The 15,468-nt window shown below is 75.7% G+C and carries 17 protein-coding genes; 10 read left to right on the plus strand and 7 right to left on the minus strand.

Going from position 1 to position 15,468, the window contains the following annotated elements:
- Positions 1-121 precede the first annotated feature (121 nt).
- Positions 122-1,033: an HhH-GPD family protein gene (locus TK50_RS17305; RefSeq protein WP_043966396.1), complete on the minus strand. Its 912-nt coding sequence runs from the start codon at positions 1,031-1,033 to the stop codon at positions 122-124.
- 96 nt (positions 1,034-1,129) lie between these two features.
- Here TK50_RS17305 and TK50_RS17310 point away from each other — a divergent pair, with 96 nt between their 5' ends.
- The 3 genes from TK50_RS17310 (at position 1,130) to TK50_RS17320 (ending at position 3,110) form a co-directional block, all read left to right on the plus strand.
- A complete protein-coding gene (locus TK50_RS17310) occupies positions 1,130-1,642 on the plus strand; it encodes a glycine cleavage system transcriptional repressor (protein ID WP_043965045.1) in 513 nt (170 codons plus the stop codon).
- Positions 1,639-2,199, plus strand: a complete 561-nt coding sequence (locus TK50_RS17315; protein WP_043965047.1) for a peptide deformylase — start codon at positions 1,639-1,641, stop codon at positions 2,197-2,199. Before TK50_RS17310 ends, TK50_RS17315 begins: the two co-directional genes overlap by 4 nt.
- A gap of 158 nt (positions 2,200-2,357) precedes the next feature.
- Complete coding sequence (locus TK50_RS17320; RefSeq protein ID WP_043966398.1) at positions 2,358-3,110, plus strand: hypothetical protein; 753 nt, start codon at positions 2,358-2,360, stop codon at positions 3,108-3,110.
- A 79-nt stretch (positions 3,111-3,189) separates the two neighbouring features.
- On the opposite strand, the gene disA is transcribed toward TK50_RS17320, so the two are convergent.
- From disA to TK50_RS17340, 4 genes are all read right to left on the minus strand, one after another.
- Positions 3,190-4,374 (minus strand): DNA integrity scanning diadenylate cyclase DisA, encoded by a 1,185-nt coding sequence (gene disA, locus TK50_RS17325; RefSeq protein WP_043966401.1) that lies wholly within the window; start codon positions 4,372-4,374, stop codon positions 3,190-3,192.
- Positions 4,375-4,516: 142 nt separating this feature from the next.
- Entirely contained in the window at positions 4,517-5,959 is a 1,443-nt protein-coding gene (gene radA, locus TK50_RS17330; RefSeq protein WP_043965049.1) for a DNA repair protein RadA, read from the minus strand.
- 90 nt (positions 5,960-6,049) lie between these two features.
- Positions 6,050-6,817 (minus strand): copper chaperone PCu(A)C, encoded by a 768-nt coding sequence (locus TK50_RS17335; RefSeq protein ID WP_043966403.1) that lies wholly within the window; start codon positions 6,815-6,817, stop codon positions 6,050-6,052.
- Positions 6,818-6,951: 134 nt separating this feature from the next.
- Positions 6,952-7,794, minus strand: coding sequence for a UbiA family prenyltransferase (locus TK50_RS17340; protein WP_043965051.1), 843 nt, complete (start codon positions 7,792-7,794; stop codon positions 6,952-6,954).
- A 46-nt stretch (positions 7,795-7,840) separates the two neighbouring features.
- Between TK50_RS17340 and TK50_RS17345 the strand changes: the two genes are divergently transcribed.
- From TK50_RS17345 to TK50_RS17355, 3 genes are all read left to right on the plus strand, one after another.
- Positions 7,841-8,626 (plus strand): methyltransferase domain-containing protein, encoded by a 786-nt coding sequence (locus TK50_RS17345; RefSeq protein ID WP_043965053.1) that lies wholly within the window; start codon positions 7,841-7,843, stop codon positions 8,624-8,626.
- Between the two features lie 94 nt (positions 8,627-8,720).
- The gene (locus TK50_RS17350) at positions 8,721-9,770 is read left to right on the plus strand and encodes a type III polyketide synthase (RefSeq protein ID WP_043966405.1); all 1,050 of its coding nucleotides are present in this window, start codon (positions 8,721-8,723) and stop codon (positions 9,768-9,770) included.
- A gap of 390 nt (positions 9,771-10,160) precedes the next feature.
- Entirely contained in the window at positions 10,161-10,568 is a 408-nt protein-coding gene (locus TK50_RS17355; RefSeq protein WP_043965054.1) for a hypothetical protein, read from the plus strand.
- A gap of 21 nt (positions 10,569-10,589) precedes the next feature.
- Here the strand turns inward: TK50_RS17355 and TK50_RS17360 are convergent, their stop codons facing one another.
- On the minus strand, positions 10,590-11,321 hold the full coding sequence (locus TK50_RS17360; RefSeq protein WP_043965056.1) for a hypothetical protein: 732 nt from the start codon (positions 11,319-11,321) through the stop codon (positions 10,590-10,592).
- Between the two features lie 328 nt (positions 11,322-11,649).
- Between TK50_RS17360 and TK50_RS17365 the strand changes: the two genes are divergently transcribed.
- From TK50_RS17365 to TK50_RS17380, 4 genes are read left to right on the plus strand one after another with little or no spacing between them, the layout of a single operon-like run.
- The gene (locus tag TK50_RS17365; protein WP_007073334.1) at positions 11,650-12,135 is read left to right on the plus strand and encodes a CarD family transcriptional regulator; all 486 of its coding nucleotides are present in this window, start codon (positions 11,650-11,652) and stop codon (positions 12,133-12,135) included.
- 52 nt (positions 12,136-12,187) lie between these two features.
- Entirely contained in the window at positions 12,188-12,883 is a 696-nt protein-coding gene (gene ispD / locus TK50_RS17370; protein WP_043965062.1) for a 2-C-methyl-D-erythritol 4-phosphate cytidylyltransferase, read from the plus strand.
- A gap of 16 nt (positions 12,884-12,899) precedes the next feature.
- Complete coding sequence (gene ispF, locus TK50_RS17375; RefSeq protein WP_043965064.1) at positions 12,900-13,382, plus strand: 2-C-methyl-D-erythritol 2,4-cyclodiphosphate synthase; 483 nt, start codon at positions 12,900-12,902, stop codon at positions 13,380-13,382.
- A gap of 9 nt (positions 13,383-13,391) precedes the next feature.
- Positions 13,392-14,417, plus strand: a complete 1,026-nt coding sequence (locus TK50_RS17380) for a tetratricopeptide repeat protein (RefSeq protein WP_043965066.1) — start codon at positions 13,392-13,394, stop codon at positions 14,415-14,417.
- A gap of 90 nt (positions 14,418-14,507) precedes the next feature.
- Here the strand turns inward: TK50_RS17380 and TK50_RS17385 are convergent, their stop codons facing one another.
- Entirely contained in the window at positions 14,508-15,437 is a 930-nt protein-coding gene (locus TK50_RS17385) for a hypothetical protein (RefSeq protein WP_241774044.1), read from the minus strand.
- Positions 15,438-15,468 lie beyond the last annotated feature (31 nt).

Here is a 15,468-nt window from a genome sequence, read left to right on the forward strand (position 1 = left end):
AGGCGGCGCGGAAGCCGCGATGTCGGCGACCTGGCGGCCCTGCCTGAGCGGGGCGGGACACGAAGGCGGTCCGGGGGCGGTCCGGGCTGGCCGGGTGGGACCCCGGCCGGCCCGGGGCGGGTCAGGCGTCCAGGGCCGGGGCCGGGATCGCCGGGCCGTCGCCCGCGAGGCGGAACGTCTCCCCGCCGGCCGGTTCCACCAGGCCGTCGGTGACCAGCCCCGCGAGGGCCCGGGAGCGCTGCACGTCGTCGGTCCAGACCTGGTCCAGCCGTTGGCGCGGCACGGGCCCGCTGGACTCCCGCAGCACCGCCAGCAGCAGCCCGCGGACCTGGCGGTCCGTGCCCGCGTACCGCTGGGGACGCCGCGTCGGGCCGGCCGGCGCCGCCTGGCCGGAGGCCCGCCAGGCGCAGATCGACTCCACCGGGCAGACCGCGCACCGGGGCGACCGGGCGGTGCAGACGACGGCCCCCAGCTCCATGAACGCGGCGCTGGCCAGGGCGGCCTCGGCCGGCTCCGCCGGCAGCAGTTCCTCGGTGGCCACCAGGTCGGCGGGGCGGGTGGCCGGGCCGGCGTCCGGCTCCCCGGCGACCGCCCGGCTGACCACCCGCCGCACGTTGGTGTCCACCACCGGGTGCCGCTGCCCGTACGCGAAGGCGGCCACCGCCCGCGCCGTGTACGTGCCGACCCCCGGCAGGGCGAGCAGCTGCTCCAGCCGGTCCGGCACCTCGCCGCCGTGCCGCTCGACGATCGCCACCGCGCAGTCGTGCAGCCGCATCGCCCGGCGCGGGTAGCCCAGCCTTCCCCACATCCGGATCGCCTCGGCGGGCGGGTCGGCGGCGAGCGCGGCGGGCGTGGGCCAGCGGGCCAGCCACGCCTCGTACGCCGGCAGCACCCGCACCACGGGCGTCTGCTGGAGCATGACCTCGCTGACCAGGATCGCCCACGCGCCCACGCCGGGCACCCGCCACGGCAGGTCGCGGGCGTTGCGCTCGTACCACCGGCTGACGCGGGTGGCGAAGGTGTGCTCGGACATCGCGTCGTCGATCATGTCACGGGCCGCCTTCCCGCAGGTTGGGCGGGCCGGGCGGGGCGACGCGGAGGCCGCCCCCCGATCGGGCAGAATGCCCGGATGAGCGAGCTCGCGATCACCGTCATCGGCCGGGACCGGCCCGGCATCGTGGCCGACGTCGCCGAGGTGCTCGCCCGGCTGGGCGCGAACCTCACCGACTCCACCATGACCCGGCTGCGGGGCCATTTCGCGATGACCCTGATCTGTGTGGGCCCGGCCGCCGCCGACGTCGAGGCCGCGCTGGCCCCGCTCGCCGCCGACGGCCAGCTCCTGGCCACCGTACGGGCGGTCGCCCCCGACGGCGCGACCGCGCCGACCGGTGAGCCGTACGTGCTGGCGGTGCACGGCGCGGACCGGATGGGCATCGTCGCGGCGATGACGCGGGTCCTGACCGACGCGGGCGGCAACGTCACCGACCTGAGCACCCGGCTGACCGGCTCCCTCTACGTGGTGGTGGCGGAGGTCGACCTGCCGCCGGGCACCTTCGACGAGGTGGCCGGCCGGCTGGCGCGTACCGCCGCGGAGTTGGGCGTGGGGGTCAGCCTCCGCCCGGCGGACACGGACCTGCTGTGACGACGGAGTACGCGGGCCTCGCGGGCTGGACACCGGCGGCGCTGCCGGTGCCGGGGGAGGTGCGCCCGGTGGTGTCCGCCCCCGACCCGGTGCTCAGCCGGCCGGGGCCGGAGGTGGATCCGACCTCGGACGAGGTGGTCCGCCTGGCCGCCGACCTGATCGCCACGATGCGGGTCTCACCGGGTTGCGTGGGCCTCGCCGCCCCGCAGGTCGGCGTGGGCGCGCAGGTGTTCGCGGTGGACGTCACCGGTCACCCGAAGGCGCTCACCGTGCACGGCACGTTCGTCCTGTGCAACGCCCGGGTGGTGGAGGCGACCCGGTGGAAGAGCGGCCGGGAGGGCTGCATGTCGGTGCCCGACCTCACCGGCGACGTCAAGCGGGCCAGCCGCCTGGTCGTCGAGGGGCTGCTGCCGGGCACCGGGGCGCCGGTGCGGCTGGTCACCGACGGCTTCGAGGCGCGCGCCTTGCAGCACGAGATCGACCACTGTCTCGGCCTGCTCTTCCTGGACCGGGTGGCCGGGGCGCACGCGATCTACCAGCGCAAGGTCTACCAGTGACCGGTCCCGGCACCGCCGGGCCGGGTGCCGCTGCGGGCGGGACCGCCGTCCCCGGCGGGGTGTCGCTGTCGTGAGTGGAGGGTCGTCACGGTGAGCCGAGGGTGCTCCGGCGCGTCGCGCCCGACGACGGTGCGTCGCGCCGCTACGGTGGGGGCATCATGCGTCTGACGGTCGGCCCCCTGCCACCCGCCGTGTACTGGCGGCGTCGCGCCGTCGTACTTGGAGCGGGCCTTCTCTTCCTGATTGTCCTGCTCTATTCCTGTAATGGCGCGGGCAACACCGGCACCACGCCGCAGTCGAAGTCGACCCCGACTCCGACGGCGACCCCGGGTGCGGGCGACCCGTCGGCGGTGCCCGACCCGAGCGGCTCGGTGCTGACGCCGCAGACCGGCCTGCCGCCCGGCGGGTCGGACGACCCGGGCAGCGACCCGGGCTCGTCGGGGGGCGACGAGGGCGGGTCGAGCGGCGGCCCCTCCGGCGGCGATGGCGCTCCGGCCGGGCCCGGTGCGGACGCCGGGACGTGCACCGACGCGGAGATCTCGGTGACGCCGGTGGTGCTGCCGACGTCGGCGCAGCAGGGCACCGTGGTCAGCCTCCAGCTCAAGATCAAGAACAAGTCGGACCGCACCTGCAGCCGCGACGTGGGCGCGGACTTCCAGGAGCTGTTCGTCAAGTCGGGCGCGGAGAAGGTCTGGTCCTCCGACACCTGCGGCAACGTCAAGGGCTCGGACGTGCAGTCGTTCACGCCCGGCTTCGAGCGGTCGTACCAGGTGGACTGGAACGGGCGGGACACCAGCCGCTGCAAGGACGGGCTCGCCAACGGCCCGTTCCCGCCGGCCGGGGCGTACCAGGTCTTCGGGCGGCTCGACACCAAGCTCAGCTCGCCGGTGAAGCTCACCATCACCGGCTGACGGCCCGCCCCGCCGCCGAGGCGGTTCCGACGCCCGGCACCCGGCGGCTCGGTTCCGCTGCCGCCGGGCGTCGGGCGCGTCAGACGTAGCGTTCGAGGATGGAGGCCTCGGCGAGCCGGGACAGCCCCTCCCGGACGCCGCGGGCGCGGGCGTCGCCGACGCCCTCGACGGCCTGCAGGTCCTCCACGGTGGCCCCGAGCAGCCGCTGGAGGCTGCCGAAGTGCAGCACCAGCCGGTCGACGATGGCCACCGGCAGCCGGGGGACCTTCGCCAGCAGCCGGAAGCCGCGCGGGCTGACCGCCGCGTCCAGCGCGTCGGAGGCGGCCGGGTAGCCGATGGCCTTCGCCACCGCGACCAGGTCGATCAGCTCGGTGGCGCCCAGCAGGTCCAGCTCCACCAGCGCCTCGTCGAGCGTGCGGGACTTGCGGCCGGCGGGCAGGTAGTCGCGGATGACCAGGGTGCGGTCGGCGTCCACGCCGGCCATCAGCTCGTCGAGCTGCAGCGCCAGGAGGCGGCCGTCGGTGCCGAGCTCCACCACGTAGCCGGCGATCTCGTCGGCGATCCGGCGGACCATCTCCAGCCGCTGCACGACCGCCACCGCGTCCCGGACCGTCACCAGGTCCTCGATCTCCAGGGCGGAAAGGGTGCCGGAAACCTCGTCGAGACGCAGCTTGTAGCGCTCCAGGGTGGCCAGGGCCTGGTTGGCCCGGGACAGGATGGCCGCCGAGTCGTCCAGCACGTGCCGCTGGCCGTTGACGTAGAGGCTGATGATCCGCATCGACTGGCTGACGGAGATGACCGGGTAGCCGGTCTGCCGGGCCACCCGCTCGGCGGTGCGGTGCCGGGTGCCGGACTCCTCGGTCGGGATCGACGGGTCCGGCATCAGGTGCACCGCCGCCCGGACGATGCGGGTGCCGTCGCTGGACAGCACCACCGCGCCGTCCATCTTGCACAGCTCCCGCACCCGGGTCGCCGAGAACTCCACGTCGAGGGGGAAGCCGCCGGTGCACAGCCCCTCGACGACCTTGTCGTAGCCCAGGACGATCAGCGCGCCCGTGCGGCCACGCAGGATCCGCTCCAGGCCGTCACGCAGCGCGGTGCCGGGGGCCATGAGGGCGAGATTGGCCCGCAGCGGATCACCGCTCGCGCCGCCGGCACTCCCGGTCACGCTGACGCTGATCGGACGGGCGGGCGAGCCCACGGCACCGGTGCGGGCGTGGGGTGTCGCGCCGGCGGTTTTGCTGGCATCGCGGTCGATCGGCACGCGCACAGTCTACGGACTGGCGTGCGGTGGGTGCTGTCGTGGTTACTGTGATGTGTCACGATGCCCCCTGTCGACCGTGTCGGGAGGCCCGCCGCGCTTGTCCGGAATCGCACCGGCGGTCCGACCCGACGGCCACCGTCGGTCACTCCGCCGATGCGCGGGCGGCACACTGGAGCGCCGAGCGCACGTCGGTGACCTCCATCACGCGCATGTTCTCGGGGCCCGCCCCGGCGCTCTCCGGGCCGCATCCCGGCGGCACGAGGGCCACCCGGAAGCCGAGCCGGGCCGCCTCGGCGAGCCGGCGGGGCACCGCGCCGACCCGGCGCACCTCGCCGGTGAGGCCCACCTCGCCGATCGCCACCAGGTGCGGGTTGATGGCGAGGTTGAGACCGCCGGAGGCGACCGCGAGGGCCACCGCCAGGTCGGCGGCCGGCTCCACCACCCGGATGCCCCCGACGGTGGCCGCGAAGACCTCCCGGTCGTGCAGGGTCAGCCGCTCGGCGCGGCGCTGGAGCACCGCCAGCACCATCGCCAGCCGGGCCCCGTCCAGCCCCGACACGGTGCGCCGGGGCGAGCCCGCCACGGTCGCCCCGATCAGCGCCTGGACCTCGGTGACCAGGGCCCGCCGCCCCTCCATCGCCACCGTGACGCAGGTGCCCGGCACCGGCTCCGAGTAGCGGGTGAGGAACAGCCCGGACGGGTCGGCGAGGCTGCTGATGCCGCCCTCGTGCATCTCGAAGCAGCCGACCTCGTCGGCGGCGCCGAACCGGTTCTTCACGCCGCGCACCATCCGCAGCGACGAGTGCTTGTCGCCCTCGAAGTGCAGCACCACGTCGACCAGGTGCTCCAGCACCCGGGGCCCGGCCACCTGGCCGTCCTTGGTGACGTGGCCGACCAGAACGGTGGCGACCCCCCGCTCCTTGGCCACGGCGACCAGGGCGGCGGTGACCGCCCGCACCTGGGTCACCCCGCCGGGCACCCCCTCGGTGCCGGCGGTGGAGATGGTCTGCACCGAGTCGAGCACCAGCAGCCCCGGCTTCACCGCGTCGAGGTGGCCGAGGACCGCGCCGAGGTCGCTCTCGGCGGCCAGCCAGAGCTGGTCGTGCAGGGCGTTCATCCGCTCGGCGCGCAACCGCACCTGGCTGACCGACTCCTCGCCGCTGACCACCAGCGACGGGCTGCCGGCGGTGGCCGCCCACTGCTGGGCGACGTCGAGCAGCAACGTGGACTTGCCGACCCCCGGCTCGCCGGCGAGCAGCACCACCGCGCCGGGCACCAGGCCGCCGCCGAGCACCCGGTCGAGCTCGCTCACGCCGGTGGGGCGGGCCTTGGCCGGTGCGGCGCTGATGGTGGCGATCGGCCGGGCCGGCTCGGCCGGCATCCGGGAGCTGACCACCCGCCCGGAGACGGTCGGGCCGGTCACCGTGCACTCGACCACCGAGCCCCACTCGCCGCACTCGGGGCAGCGCCCCACCCACTTGGGCGGCTGGTGGCCGCAGGCGTCGCACTCGTAGGCGGGGCGGGGCTCACGGGCGGCCCGGCCGCGCGGGGTCGCCCTGGAGGGTGTCGATCGGGGCGTCGTCACACCGGAACGTTAGTCCCCCCGTACGACGAAGCACCGCCGGCGTGGCGGGTGCCACGCCGGCGGTGCGGTCGAGCTGTTACCGGTCGGCGGTCAGCCGCCGTGGCCGGAGCCCTCGGTGCCGCCCTCCGCGCCGTGCGCGCCCTCGCGCTGCACGATCTGGGACGGCTGCGGGAGCGGGGTCAACGGGACGCCGACCGGGGCCGGGGTGCTGACGGTGTTGCCGTTGCCGAAGTCGAAGGTCAGGTTGACCTGCTGGCCGGCGAGCAGCGCCTGGTTGAGGCCGACGAGCTGGAGCGACCGGCCACCCTGCACGTTGAGCTGGACGTAGCCGAGGGCGGGGATCTCGAACCGGGCCGGCTCCCCGGCCGGGGCCGACGGGCTCGGCGAGGCGGACGGGCCCTCCGACGCGCCCTCGGACGGCGAGGCCGACCCGGACGGCGAAGCGGACCCGGACGGCGACGCGGACCCCGAGGGCGAGGCGCTCTCCGACGGCGACTCGCTGGCCGACGCCGACGGGCTCGGCGAGGCGGACGCGCCGCCGCTGATCACGATCTCCCGTGCGCTGTCCGTGGTGACGGTCACCGTCACCGGGCTCTGCGTGTCGTTGTAGAGCACCGCGTTGACGGCGGCGTTCGCGCCGGCCTGGTAGCCACCGGCGCCCGGGTACTCCACGTAGAGCCCGCGCACCTTGTAGGCGTTGTCCGAGGTCTGGATGTTGACGCCCTGGACCGACGGCTCCTTGTTGGCGGTCTCGGCCACCTGGCCGGCGCCGCAGCCGGTCGCCAGCAGGCCGGTCGCCGCCGCCACGCCGGACAGCAGCAGGGCCGCCCGCCGGGAACCCCTGATCGAGCGCGTCACGTCGGTCCTCCTCGTCACGATCCCCACCCGGCCGTCGCCGGGCACGGTGGCCATACCCGCGCAGACCGGCTTCAGGGTAGTTGGGGCTGATCGGGAGCCGCACGCCGACCCGGCACCACCACCTTCCCGGGCACTCAGAGCACCCGGCCGCCGGTGACCAGCAGCACCACGTCGATCAGGGCCACCAGCAGCACGGCCCGGAACGCGGCCACCCCCCGGTCGCCGGAGCGGCGGGCGTTGCGGCCGGCGTACCAGGTCAGGGGCGGGACCAGCGCGGCGGTCGCGACCGCCGACAGCCCGAACCACGACGGCGGCCCGGGCGGCCCGGCGACCAGGGTGACGGTCGCGGCGAGCAGCAGCGCGGCGGCGGCCACCCGGCTGCCGGCCGCGCCGAGCCGGTGCGGCAGCCCCCGCACCCCGGTCCGGGCGTCGTCGGCCAGGTCGGGCAGCACGTTGGCGAAGTGCGCGCCGGCACCCAGCAGAGCGGCGGCGGCCACCAGCCAGGCCGGCGGGCCGGGGGCGCCGGGCAGCGCGAGCACCACGAAGGCGGGCAGCGCGCCGAACGACACCGCGTAGGGCAGCACGGAGAACGGCGTCGACTTCAGCGGCCAGTTGTAGGCCAGGGCGGAGACCAGGGCCACGGTCGCCCAGACCGCCGCCGTGCGGTTGGTCGTCGCCGCCGCGAGCAGCACCGTGGCCAGGGCCGCGGCCCGCGTCGCCAGCCCCACCGCGCGCCGGCTCACCGCGCCGGCGGCGACCGGCTTGTCGGTACGCCCCACCGCCGCGTCCCGGTCGGCGTCCAGGTGGTCGTTGGACCAGCCGACGGCGAGCTGGCTGGCGAGCACCGTGAGCGCCACCGCGGCGACCCCGGACGCACGGTGCCCCACCCCCACGGCGAGCAGCCCCGCCACCACGGTCACCGCCGCAGCCGGCTCCGGGTGACTTGCCCTGAGCAGCCCTAACACCGTCGTCGCCATATGGGAAGTCTGGTCGTTACCGTCCGGTCGTGCCACGCTCGGTGCCATGCCTTACGGATCGTCCCCCGTGTCCGACCGGCCGCGCGTGCTGCCGCCGAACGATCCCCGGCAGTACGACGACCTGGCCGACGAGTGGTGGCGTCCCGACGGGGCGTTCGCGATGCTGCACTGGCTCGCCCGCGCCCGGGCGGCCCTGGTGCCGCCGGCCACCCGGCCCGACGCCCTCCTGGTCGACCTGGGCTGCGGCGCCGGCCTGCTCGCCCCGCACGTGGCGGGCAAGGGCTACCGGCACGTCGGCGTCGACCTCACCCGATCCGCCCTGGCCCAGGCCGCCGCGCACGGGGTGACCCCGGTCAACGGCGACGCCACCGCCGTGCCGCTGGCCGACGGCTGCGCCGACGTGGTGGCCGCCGGTGAGCTGCTGGAACACGTGCCGGACTGGCGGGCCGCCGTGGCGGAGGCGTGCCGGCTGCTGCGGCCGGGCGGCCTGCTGGTGCTGGACACGCTCAACGACACCGCGCTGAGCCGGCTGGTCGCGGTGGAGATCGGCGAGCGGCTGCCGACGGTGCCCCGGGGCATCCACGATCCACGGTTGTTCGTGGACGACCGGGAGTTGATCGCCGAGTGCGCCCGGCACGGCGTCGAGCTGCGGGTCCGGGGCGTCCGGCCGGAGGTGGGCGGCACCCTGCGCTGGCTGGTCCGCCGGCTGCGGGCCGCCCGCCGGCCGCCGCTGGGCGGCGGCCTGTCGCCATCGGGCGGGCGGGAGCCCCGGATCAGGCCGACCTGGTCGACGGCGGTGCTCTACCAGGGGCGCGGCGTCCGGCGCGGATAGCCGGGCGCGCGCCGGGGTACAGGTGAGGCCGGACCGCGACAGCTCCGCCTCTCGTTGGTGACGACGTGGGGTACGCGAACGAGAGGTGGGGAACGTGGCCGTACCGGTGATCGCGGGTCTGGGCACGGCGCAGCCGCCGGGGGCCACGCAGGACGAGCTCTGGTCGGGCTTCTTCGCCGGCCACTTCCCCGACGCCACCCGGGCGCTCGCGCAGCGGATCTTCGCCAACTCCGGCGTGACGCGGCGGCAGGCGGCGGTCAACCCGCTGCTGGAGGACGTCTCGGACTGGCCGACGGAGCGCCGGATGCGCCGCTACCAGGTCGAGGCGCTGCCGCTGGGCAAGGAGGCGGTCGGCCGGGCGCTCACCGCCGCCGGCCTGGACGCCGGGGACGTCGGCATGTTCATCGTCTGCTCGTGCACCGGGTACGCCACGCCCGGCCTGGACATCCTGCTCGCCCGGGACCTGGGCATGGCCCCGCACACCCAGCGGATGGTCGTCGGCCACATGGGCTGCTACGCGGCCCTGCCGGGGCTCGGCGCGGCCGGGGACTTCGTCACCGCCCGGCAACGGCCGGCGCTGCTGCTCTGCGCGGAGCTGACCAGCCTGCACATCCAGCCCGCGACGGCCCGGCTGGACACCCAGCAGATCGTCTCCCACGCCCTCTTCTCGGACGCCGCCGTCGCCGCCGTGGTCGTCCCCGGCGGCCGGGGGTACGCGCTGCGCGAGGTCACCGCCATCACCGACACGTCCACGGCGGACCACATGACCTGGGACGTCACCGACACCGGCTTCCGGATGGGGCTGTCCCCAAAGGTCCCGCAGGTGCTCTCCCGCCACGTCCGGGGCCTGGTCGACGGCCTGCTGGCCCGGCACGGCGCGACGCTGTCGGAGGTGGGCGGCTGGGCGGTGCACCCGGGCGGCCCGCGCATCCTGGACGTGGTGGAGCGCGAGCTGGCGCTGCCGCCGCAGGCGCTGGACGCGGCCCGCGCCACCCTGGACGCCCACGGCAACTGCTCCTCGGCGACGGTCATGCTGATCCTGGACCGGCTCCTGCGGGCGCAACGCCCTGCCGAGCGGATCCTGATGCTCGCCTTCGGCCCCGGCCTGACCCTCTACGCCGCCCTCCTGGACCACACCCCCTGATCCACCCCGCCCCTCCCCACCCCGGCCTCGCTTCGGTGATCAAGAGAAAAGTGTCAAAGTTGATCTCGACGATGACGCAAAGCTCTTGATCACCGAGCCGAGCGGGGGGTGGGGCGGGGGGTTAGGCTCGGCGGTGTGGGTGGGGCGGGGGATGTCTGGGTGGATCGGCTGCGGGGCGGGGTGCTGGCCGGGCTGGCCGTGCTCCTCGTGGTCGCCGGCGGCGCGTGGTGGCGGGGTGCGGCTCCCCGGATCGACCCGACGGGCGGGCCGGACCGTTCGTCCGCCGTGGATCCTGTAGACGCTGTGGACTCCGTGCCAACGGGTCGGGAAACGGGTCGGGTCGTCCCCGGTGACAGTCCCCATGTCGTCGTCGATTCGGCGAACGGTCGGGTGATCTTCAGGTCCCCGCGCCGGGCCGTCGTCCTCGACGGACCCACCGGGCAGGTGCTGGCCGACGATGCCAGCGGGTCCGTCCCCTACGACCGGGGCGGCGACCTCGGTGGGTTCGGCACCCTGTGGCAGGCCCGGCTGACCCTGCGCCCCGGCATGCCGCCGCAGCAGCGTGCCGTTCCCGCCGCCGGGTCCCGGCCCCACCTGCTGCAGGCCCGGTGCACCGGCCCGGGAGAGCTGCTGCTGGTGGCCTTCCCCTTTGGTCAACGCGAGAGCCACCGGGTGGCGTGCGACGGCTCGTCCGCCACCGTGCTGCTGGACGGCGGGAAGAAGCTCCGCTTCGTCCTTGCCGTGTCCGGCGACGCCCCGGTCGTGGTCGATGCCCGGCTGGCGGCCCTGGCCTTCTGAGCCACCGCCCGTTCCTCCTGATCAGGTGCCGAGGCGGGCCAGGTCGGCGCGGTAGTCCTCGGCGGAGCGCAGCTCCGGCACCACCCGGACCAGCACGCCGGCGCGGTCGACCAGCAGCGCGGTGGCCGCCCCGGGCTGCGCCGGCAGCCGCAGGAAGGTGCGCAGGCCGCCGGCCGGGTCGGCGAGCGGGCGTACGGTCGCGGTGGCCGACGCCGGGGTGGCGTGGACCGTGCGGCCACCCTCCACGGTGACCACGGTCACGCCGGGCGGGGCGAGCGCCGCGGCCTCGGCGACCCGCTCGGGGCAGGGGCAGGCGTCCACCAGGATGATCACGGCGGGCGTGAGGCCGCGCAGCGAGACGGCCGAGTTCCCGGCGTCGACCAGGTCCAGCGCCGGCAGCGCCCGGCCGCTCAGGTCGGTCGCCGTCGGGTACGGCACGACGGTGGGGCGGTCGCCGCCCCGGGGTGACCGGGGCCAGGTGACGGCGAACAGGCCGGCGAGGGTGATCAGCAGCGTGACCAGCAGGACGAGCAGCGGCAGCCGCAGCGGTGGCCGGCCGCCGGGGCGGGGGAGCAGGCCGAGGCGGCGACGCCAGCGGGTCTGGTTGGCCTGGCGGCGCAGCTCGCGGCGGACCCGTGCCGCCTCCTCCGCGAGCGCGGACGGGTCGTCCGGCACGACGATGCGGCCCCACTCCGGTGGCAGACCGGGGAGGCCGTCGGCGGAGCCCTGGCCCTCTGCGTCGGGCATGCCCATCGGACCCCCTGCAACCGTCTCGGCGCGCGGACAGTGTTGTGCCTCCAGGGTCCCGCACCGCCGGGTCCTCCCGCTACACCTGGGCGCGGCTGGCGCGACCGGGATACCATGGGAACAGCGCATAGCCCGAGAAATCCACGCTCCGATCACCCGCGTCGGGGTGTCATCTGCCAATCACGGAGCGTGTTCAGACCATCGGTTTGGCCTCCTGTCAAGCTGAAGAAATACCTCTCACAGGGCCCCTGAGCTGCGCCAACGGTCAGGACAGCGGTGGGACATCGGTGCCTGAGCGTGTTACCCTAGACACAGCGAAAGGGGTTTCGAACCTATGGTTTTCAGTGTCGGCGAGACCGTTGTTTACCCCCACCACGGGGCCGCACTCATCGAGGCAATCGAGACTCGGGTCATCAAGGGCGAGCCCAAGCAGTACCTCGTCCTGAGGGTCGCGCAGGGTGACCTGACGGTCCGGGTGCCCGCTGAGAACGCCGAGATCGTGGGTGTGCGCGAGGTGGTCGGCGAAGAGGGCCTGGGCAAGGTCTTCGACGTCCTCCGGGCTCCGCACACCGAGGAGCCGACCAACTGGTCGCGGCGTTACAAGGCGAATCTGGAGAAGCTGGCCTCCGGCAACCCGCTGAAGGTGGCCGAGGTCGTGCGCGACCTGTGGCGCCGGGAGCGGGAGCGGGGCCTGTCGGCGGGCGAGAAGCGCATGCTCGCCAAGGCGCGGGACATTCTCGTCGGCGAGGTCGCGCTGGCCGAGAAGAGCACCAAGGACGAGGCGGAGACGCTGCTCGACAAGGTGCTGACCGAGGCCTGATCCGCACCTGATCATCGACCACCCCGCAGCAGCAGAATCCGAGGACCGCGACGTGACCGCGCAGCTCAATCCGCGCGGTGACGTCGCGGTCCTCGTGCCTGCGGCCGGTGCCGGCGTACGCCTGGGCCCGGGCGCGCCCAAGGCCCTGCGCCCCCTTGCCGGTGAGCCGCTGCTCGTGCACGCCGTGCGCCGGATCGCCGCCGCCGCGTCCGTGCACACGATCGTGGTGGCCGCCCCGGCGGCCGAGGTCGACGCGGTCCGCGACCTGCTGACCCCGGTCGCCCCGGTGACGGTCGTCCCCGGCGGGGCGGAACGCCAGGCGTCCGTGGCCGCCGCGCTGGCCGCCGTCCCCGCCGGCCCGGAGATCATCCTGGTGCACGACGCGGCCCGCGCGCTCACCCCGCCCGAGCTGGTCGAGTCCGTCGCCGCGGCGGTCCGCTCCGGGCACGACGCGGTGATCCCCGTCCTCCCGGTCGTCGACACGATCAAGGAGGTCGGCCCGGGCGAGGTGGTCCTCGGCACGGTCGACCGGTCCGCCCTGCGTGCCGTGCAGACCCCGCAGGGCTTCCGCCGCGCGGTGCTGACCGCCGCCCACGAGGCGGCCGGCGACCCGCTCACCGACGACGCGGGCCTCGTCGAGAAGCAGGGCGTGCCGGTGGTCTGCGTCCCCGGCTCCGAGCACGCCCTCAAGGTCACCCGCCCGTTCGACCTCGCGCTGGCCGAGCACCTGCTGGCCGGCGGCGCGTGACGCGTACCCTCGGTTCATGATCGTTCCTCGGGTGGCCATCGGCACCGACGTGCACGCCTTCGAGGCGGGCCGACCCTGCTGGCTGGCCGGCCTGCTCTGGCCCGACCAGGACGGCCTGGCCGGGCACTCCGACGCCGACGTGGTCGCGCACGCCGCCTGCAACGCGCTGCTCTCCGCCGCCGGCCTCGGCGACCTCGGCGCCAACTTCGGCGTGGCCGAGCCCGAATGGGCGGGCGCGCCCGGGGTGGCGCTGCTCACCGAGACCGCCCGCCGGGTCCGGGCGGCCGGCTTCGAGATCGGCAACGTCTCCGTGCAGGTCGTCGGCAACCGGCCGAAGATCGGGCCGCGTCGCGCCGAGGCGGAGGCGGTGCTCTCCGAGGCGGTCGGTGCGCCGGTGACCGTCTCCGCCGCCACCACCGACGGGCTCGGCTTCACCGGGCGCGGCGAAGGGCTCGCCGGCATCGCGGTGGCCCTGGTCCACCCGGTCCCGCCCGCGTAGGGTCGCCCGATGCCGAGCGACGCCACCGCCGAGGGGTACCTCCAGCGCGCCCAACTCCTGGCCGACCTCGGCCGGTACGACGAGGCCGCCGGCGAGGTCGGTCTCGCCCTCGCCCTGGAGCCGGCGAACGCCGACGCGCTGACCACCCTCGCCCGGGTGCACCTGGCCGCCGGCCGCCCCGCCGAGGCGCGCGCCGCCGCCGAGGCGGCCCTGGCCCTCGCGCCGGACACCGTCGCCCCGCTCGTCGCCCGGGGGCTGGCCCTGGTCGAGCAGGGCGAGTACGCCGAGGCGGCCGGCACCGCGGGCCGGTTGCTCGCCGCGGCCGCCGATGACGCGTACGCCCAGCGCAGCGCCGCCGCGATCCTGTCCGGCTCCCGCAACGGGCAGCCGGCCCTCAACGCCGCCTGGCGGGGCGTCGAGCTGGCCCCGGAGGAGTCCCAGGCGCACCTGGTGCTCGCCCTCGTCGCCGCCCGGCTGCGGCTGTACGACCTGGCCGAGCGGGCGTACCGGGAGGCGCTGCGGCTCGACCCGGAGCTGGACCGGGCCGGCGACGAGCCGGGGATCGTCCGGCTGGAACGACGCTGGTACGCGGCGGCGCTCGCGGAGCTGGCGGAGAGCGTGCCGGCCGTCCAGGCGGCCCCGGTCGCGCCCGACAGGCCCCGGGGCGTCGTCGACGACCTGCGCCGGCTCGTGCTGTACGGGGCGGGCTGGACCCTCGTGGGTGCCGTGCTGGTGGCGGTCGCGGCGGCCGGGACGTCGTCGTCCGGCCCGTCGAGGTTCCTCGCGGTGCTGGTGGCGGTGAGCGGGGCGGTGCTGGGCTGGTTGCTCGCGGCGCGGGTGCCCGGGCTGACCCGTACGGTGCTGCCGGGGCTGCTGCGCTCGGACCGCTCGCTGGCCCTGGCGGTGTACGCGGTGGCCGCCGGGCCTCTGCTGTTGCTGCTCTATGCGGTGGTGGGGACGCCGTGGCCGCTGGTTCTCGCGATCGCGGTGGCCGCGGTGGGGGAGTTGGCGGTGTTCTCCCGGACGGTGCGCTGAACGTCGTCCTGATGCTTCCAAGGCGCGTTCGTTGCGGTGCGTTGTGGTGGGGCCCCGGCGAACCCCTGACGTGGTCGCTGTCCGCCCCCGCTAGCCCGTGGCGAGGGCGGTCAGGCGGTCTGTCGAGATGCAGGAGGTCAGGCAGCGTTCCTTGGCGTCGTTGGTGAGCTGGGCCGTCCAGGTGGTGAAGCCACCGTCGCCGAGCTCGACGGGCTCGCCGCCGGGCGTCGCGGTGATCCGCAGCGCGGCGTCGACGTAGTAGCCCCGGCCGCGGGTGCGCTCGGGTTCCTCGGCGAGCGGCACGCCGCCCGCCGCGAGGGCGGGCCGGACCGTGTCGTCGAGGCGTTCCCGCAGCACGGGGGAGTCGAGGACGGTGAACCGCAGCGTCGGCGCGGCCGACGGCGCCAGGCGGGCGAGGACCCGCTGCCAGTAGCCGAGGTGCAGCGTCAGCAGCCGGGCCTCGGTGCGGCCCGAGCCGGTGTCGCGGGCGCTGGACACCAGCGCGAAGAGCCGGAAGTGCGCCTGCATCCCCGCGCCGAACCGCTGCGCCCGCAGCACCCGGTGGCTGGCCGCGAGGTGCACCGCGCCCCGCCCCTTCCCGCGTCGCCGCCGGTCGGCGGCCTCGACCGCCAGCGCGTTGGTGGGGTCGCTGACGACCTCCACCGGGCGGATGGTCGTGACGATGCGGTCCTGGCTGCCCGGGCCGACCGCCGCGCAGGTGCCCAGCGGCGCGACGGGGGACAGCTCCACGCCTGCCACCTCGGCGGGCAGCAGCTCCCACAGCAGCGCCTGCACGGCGGCGCTCGCGCGTGGGTCGCCGTCGGCGGGGCGGACGAACCGGTCGTCCCGCCAGCGGCGCAGCACCTCGGCGGGCCGCACCCGCGCGGCCCGCGTCCGGGCCAGGGAGAGCAGGAGCGTGGTCAGGTCCGCCGCCGGCAGGGCTTCCAAGGTCTTGCGTACGTCGCCGGGCAGCGCCACCCACACCCGCCGCTCGGCGTCCGACATCCTGGCACCGCTCATCCGGTCACGATGGTCGATGCGGGGCGGCCGG

This window comes from Micromonospora haikouensis, assembly GCF_000876225.1.
GTDB lineage: Bacteria > Actinomycetota > Actinomycetes > Mycobacteriales > Micromonosporaceae > Micromonospora > Micromonospora haikouensis.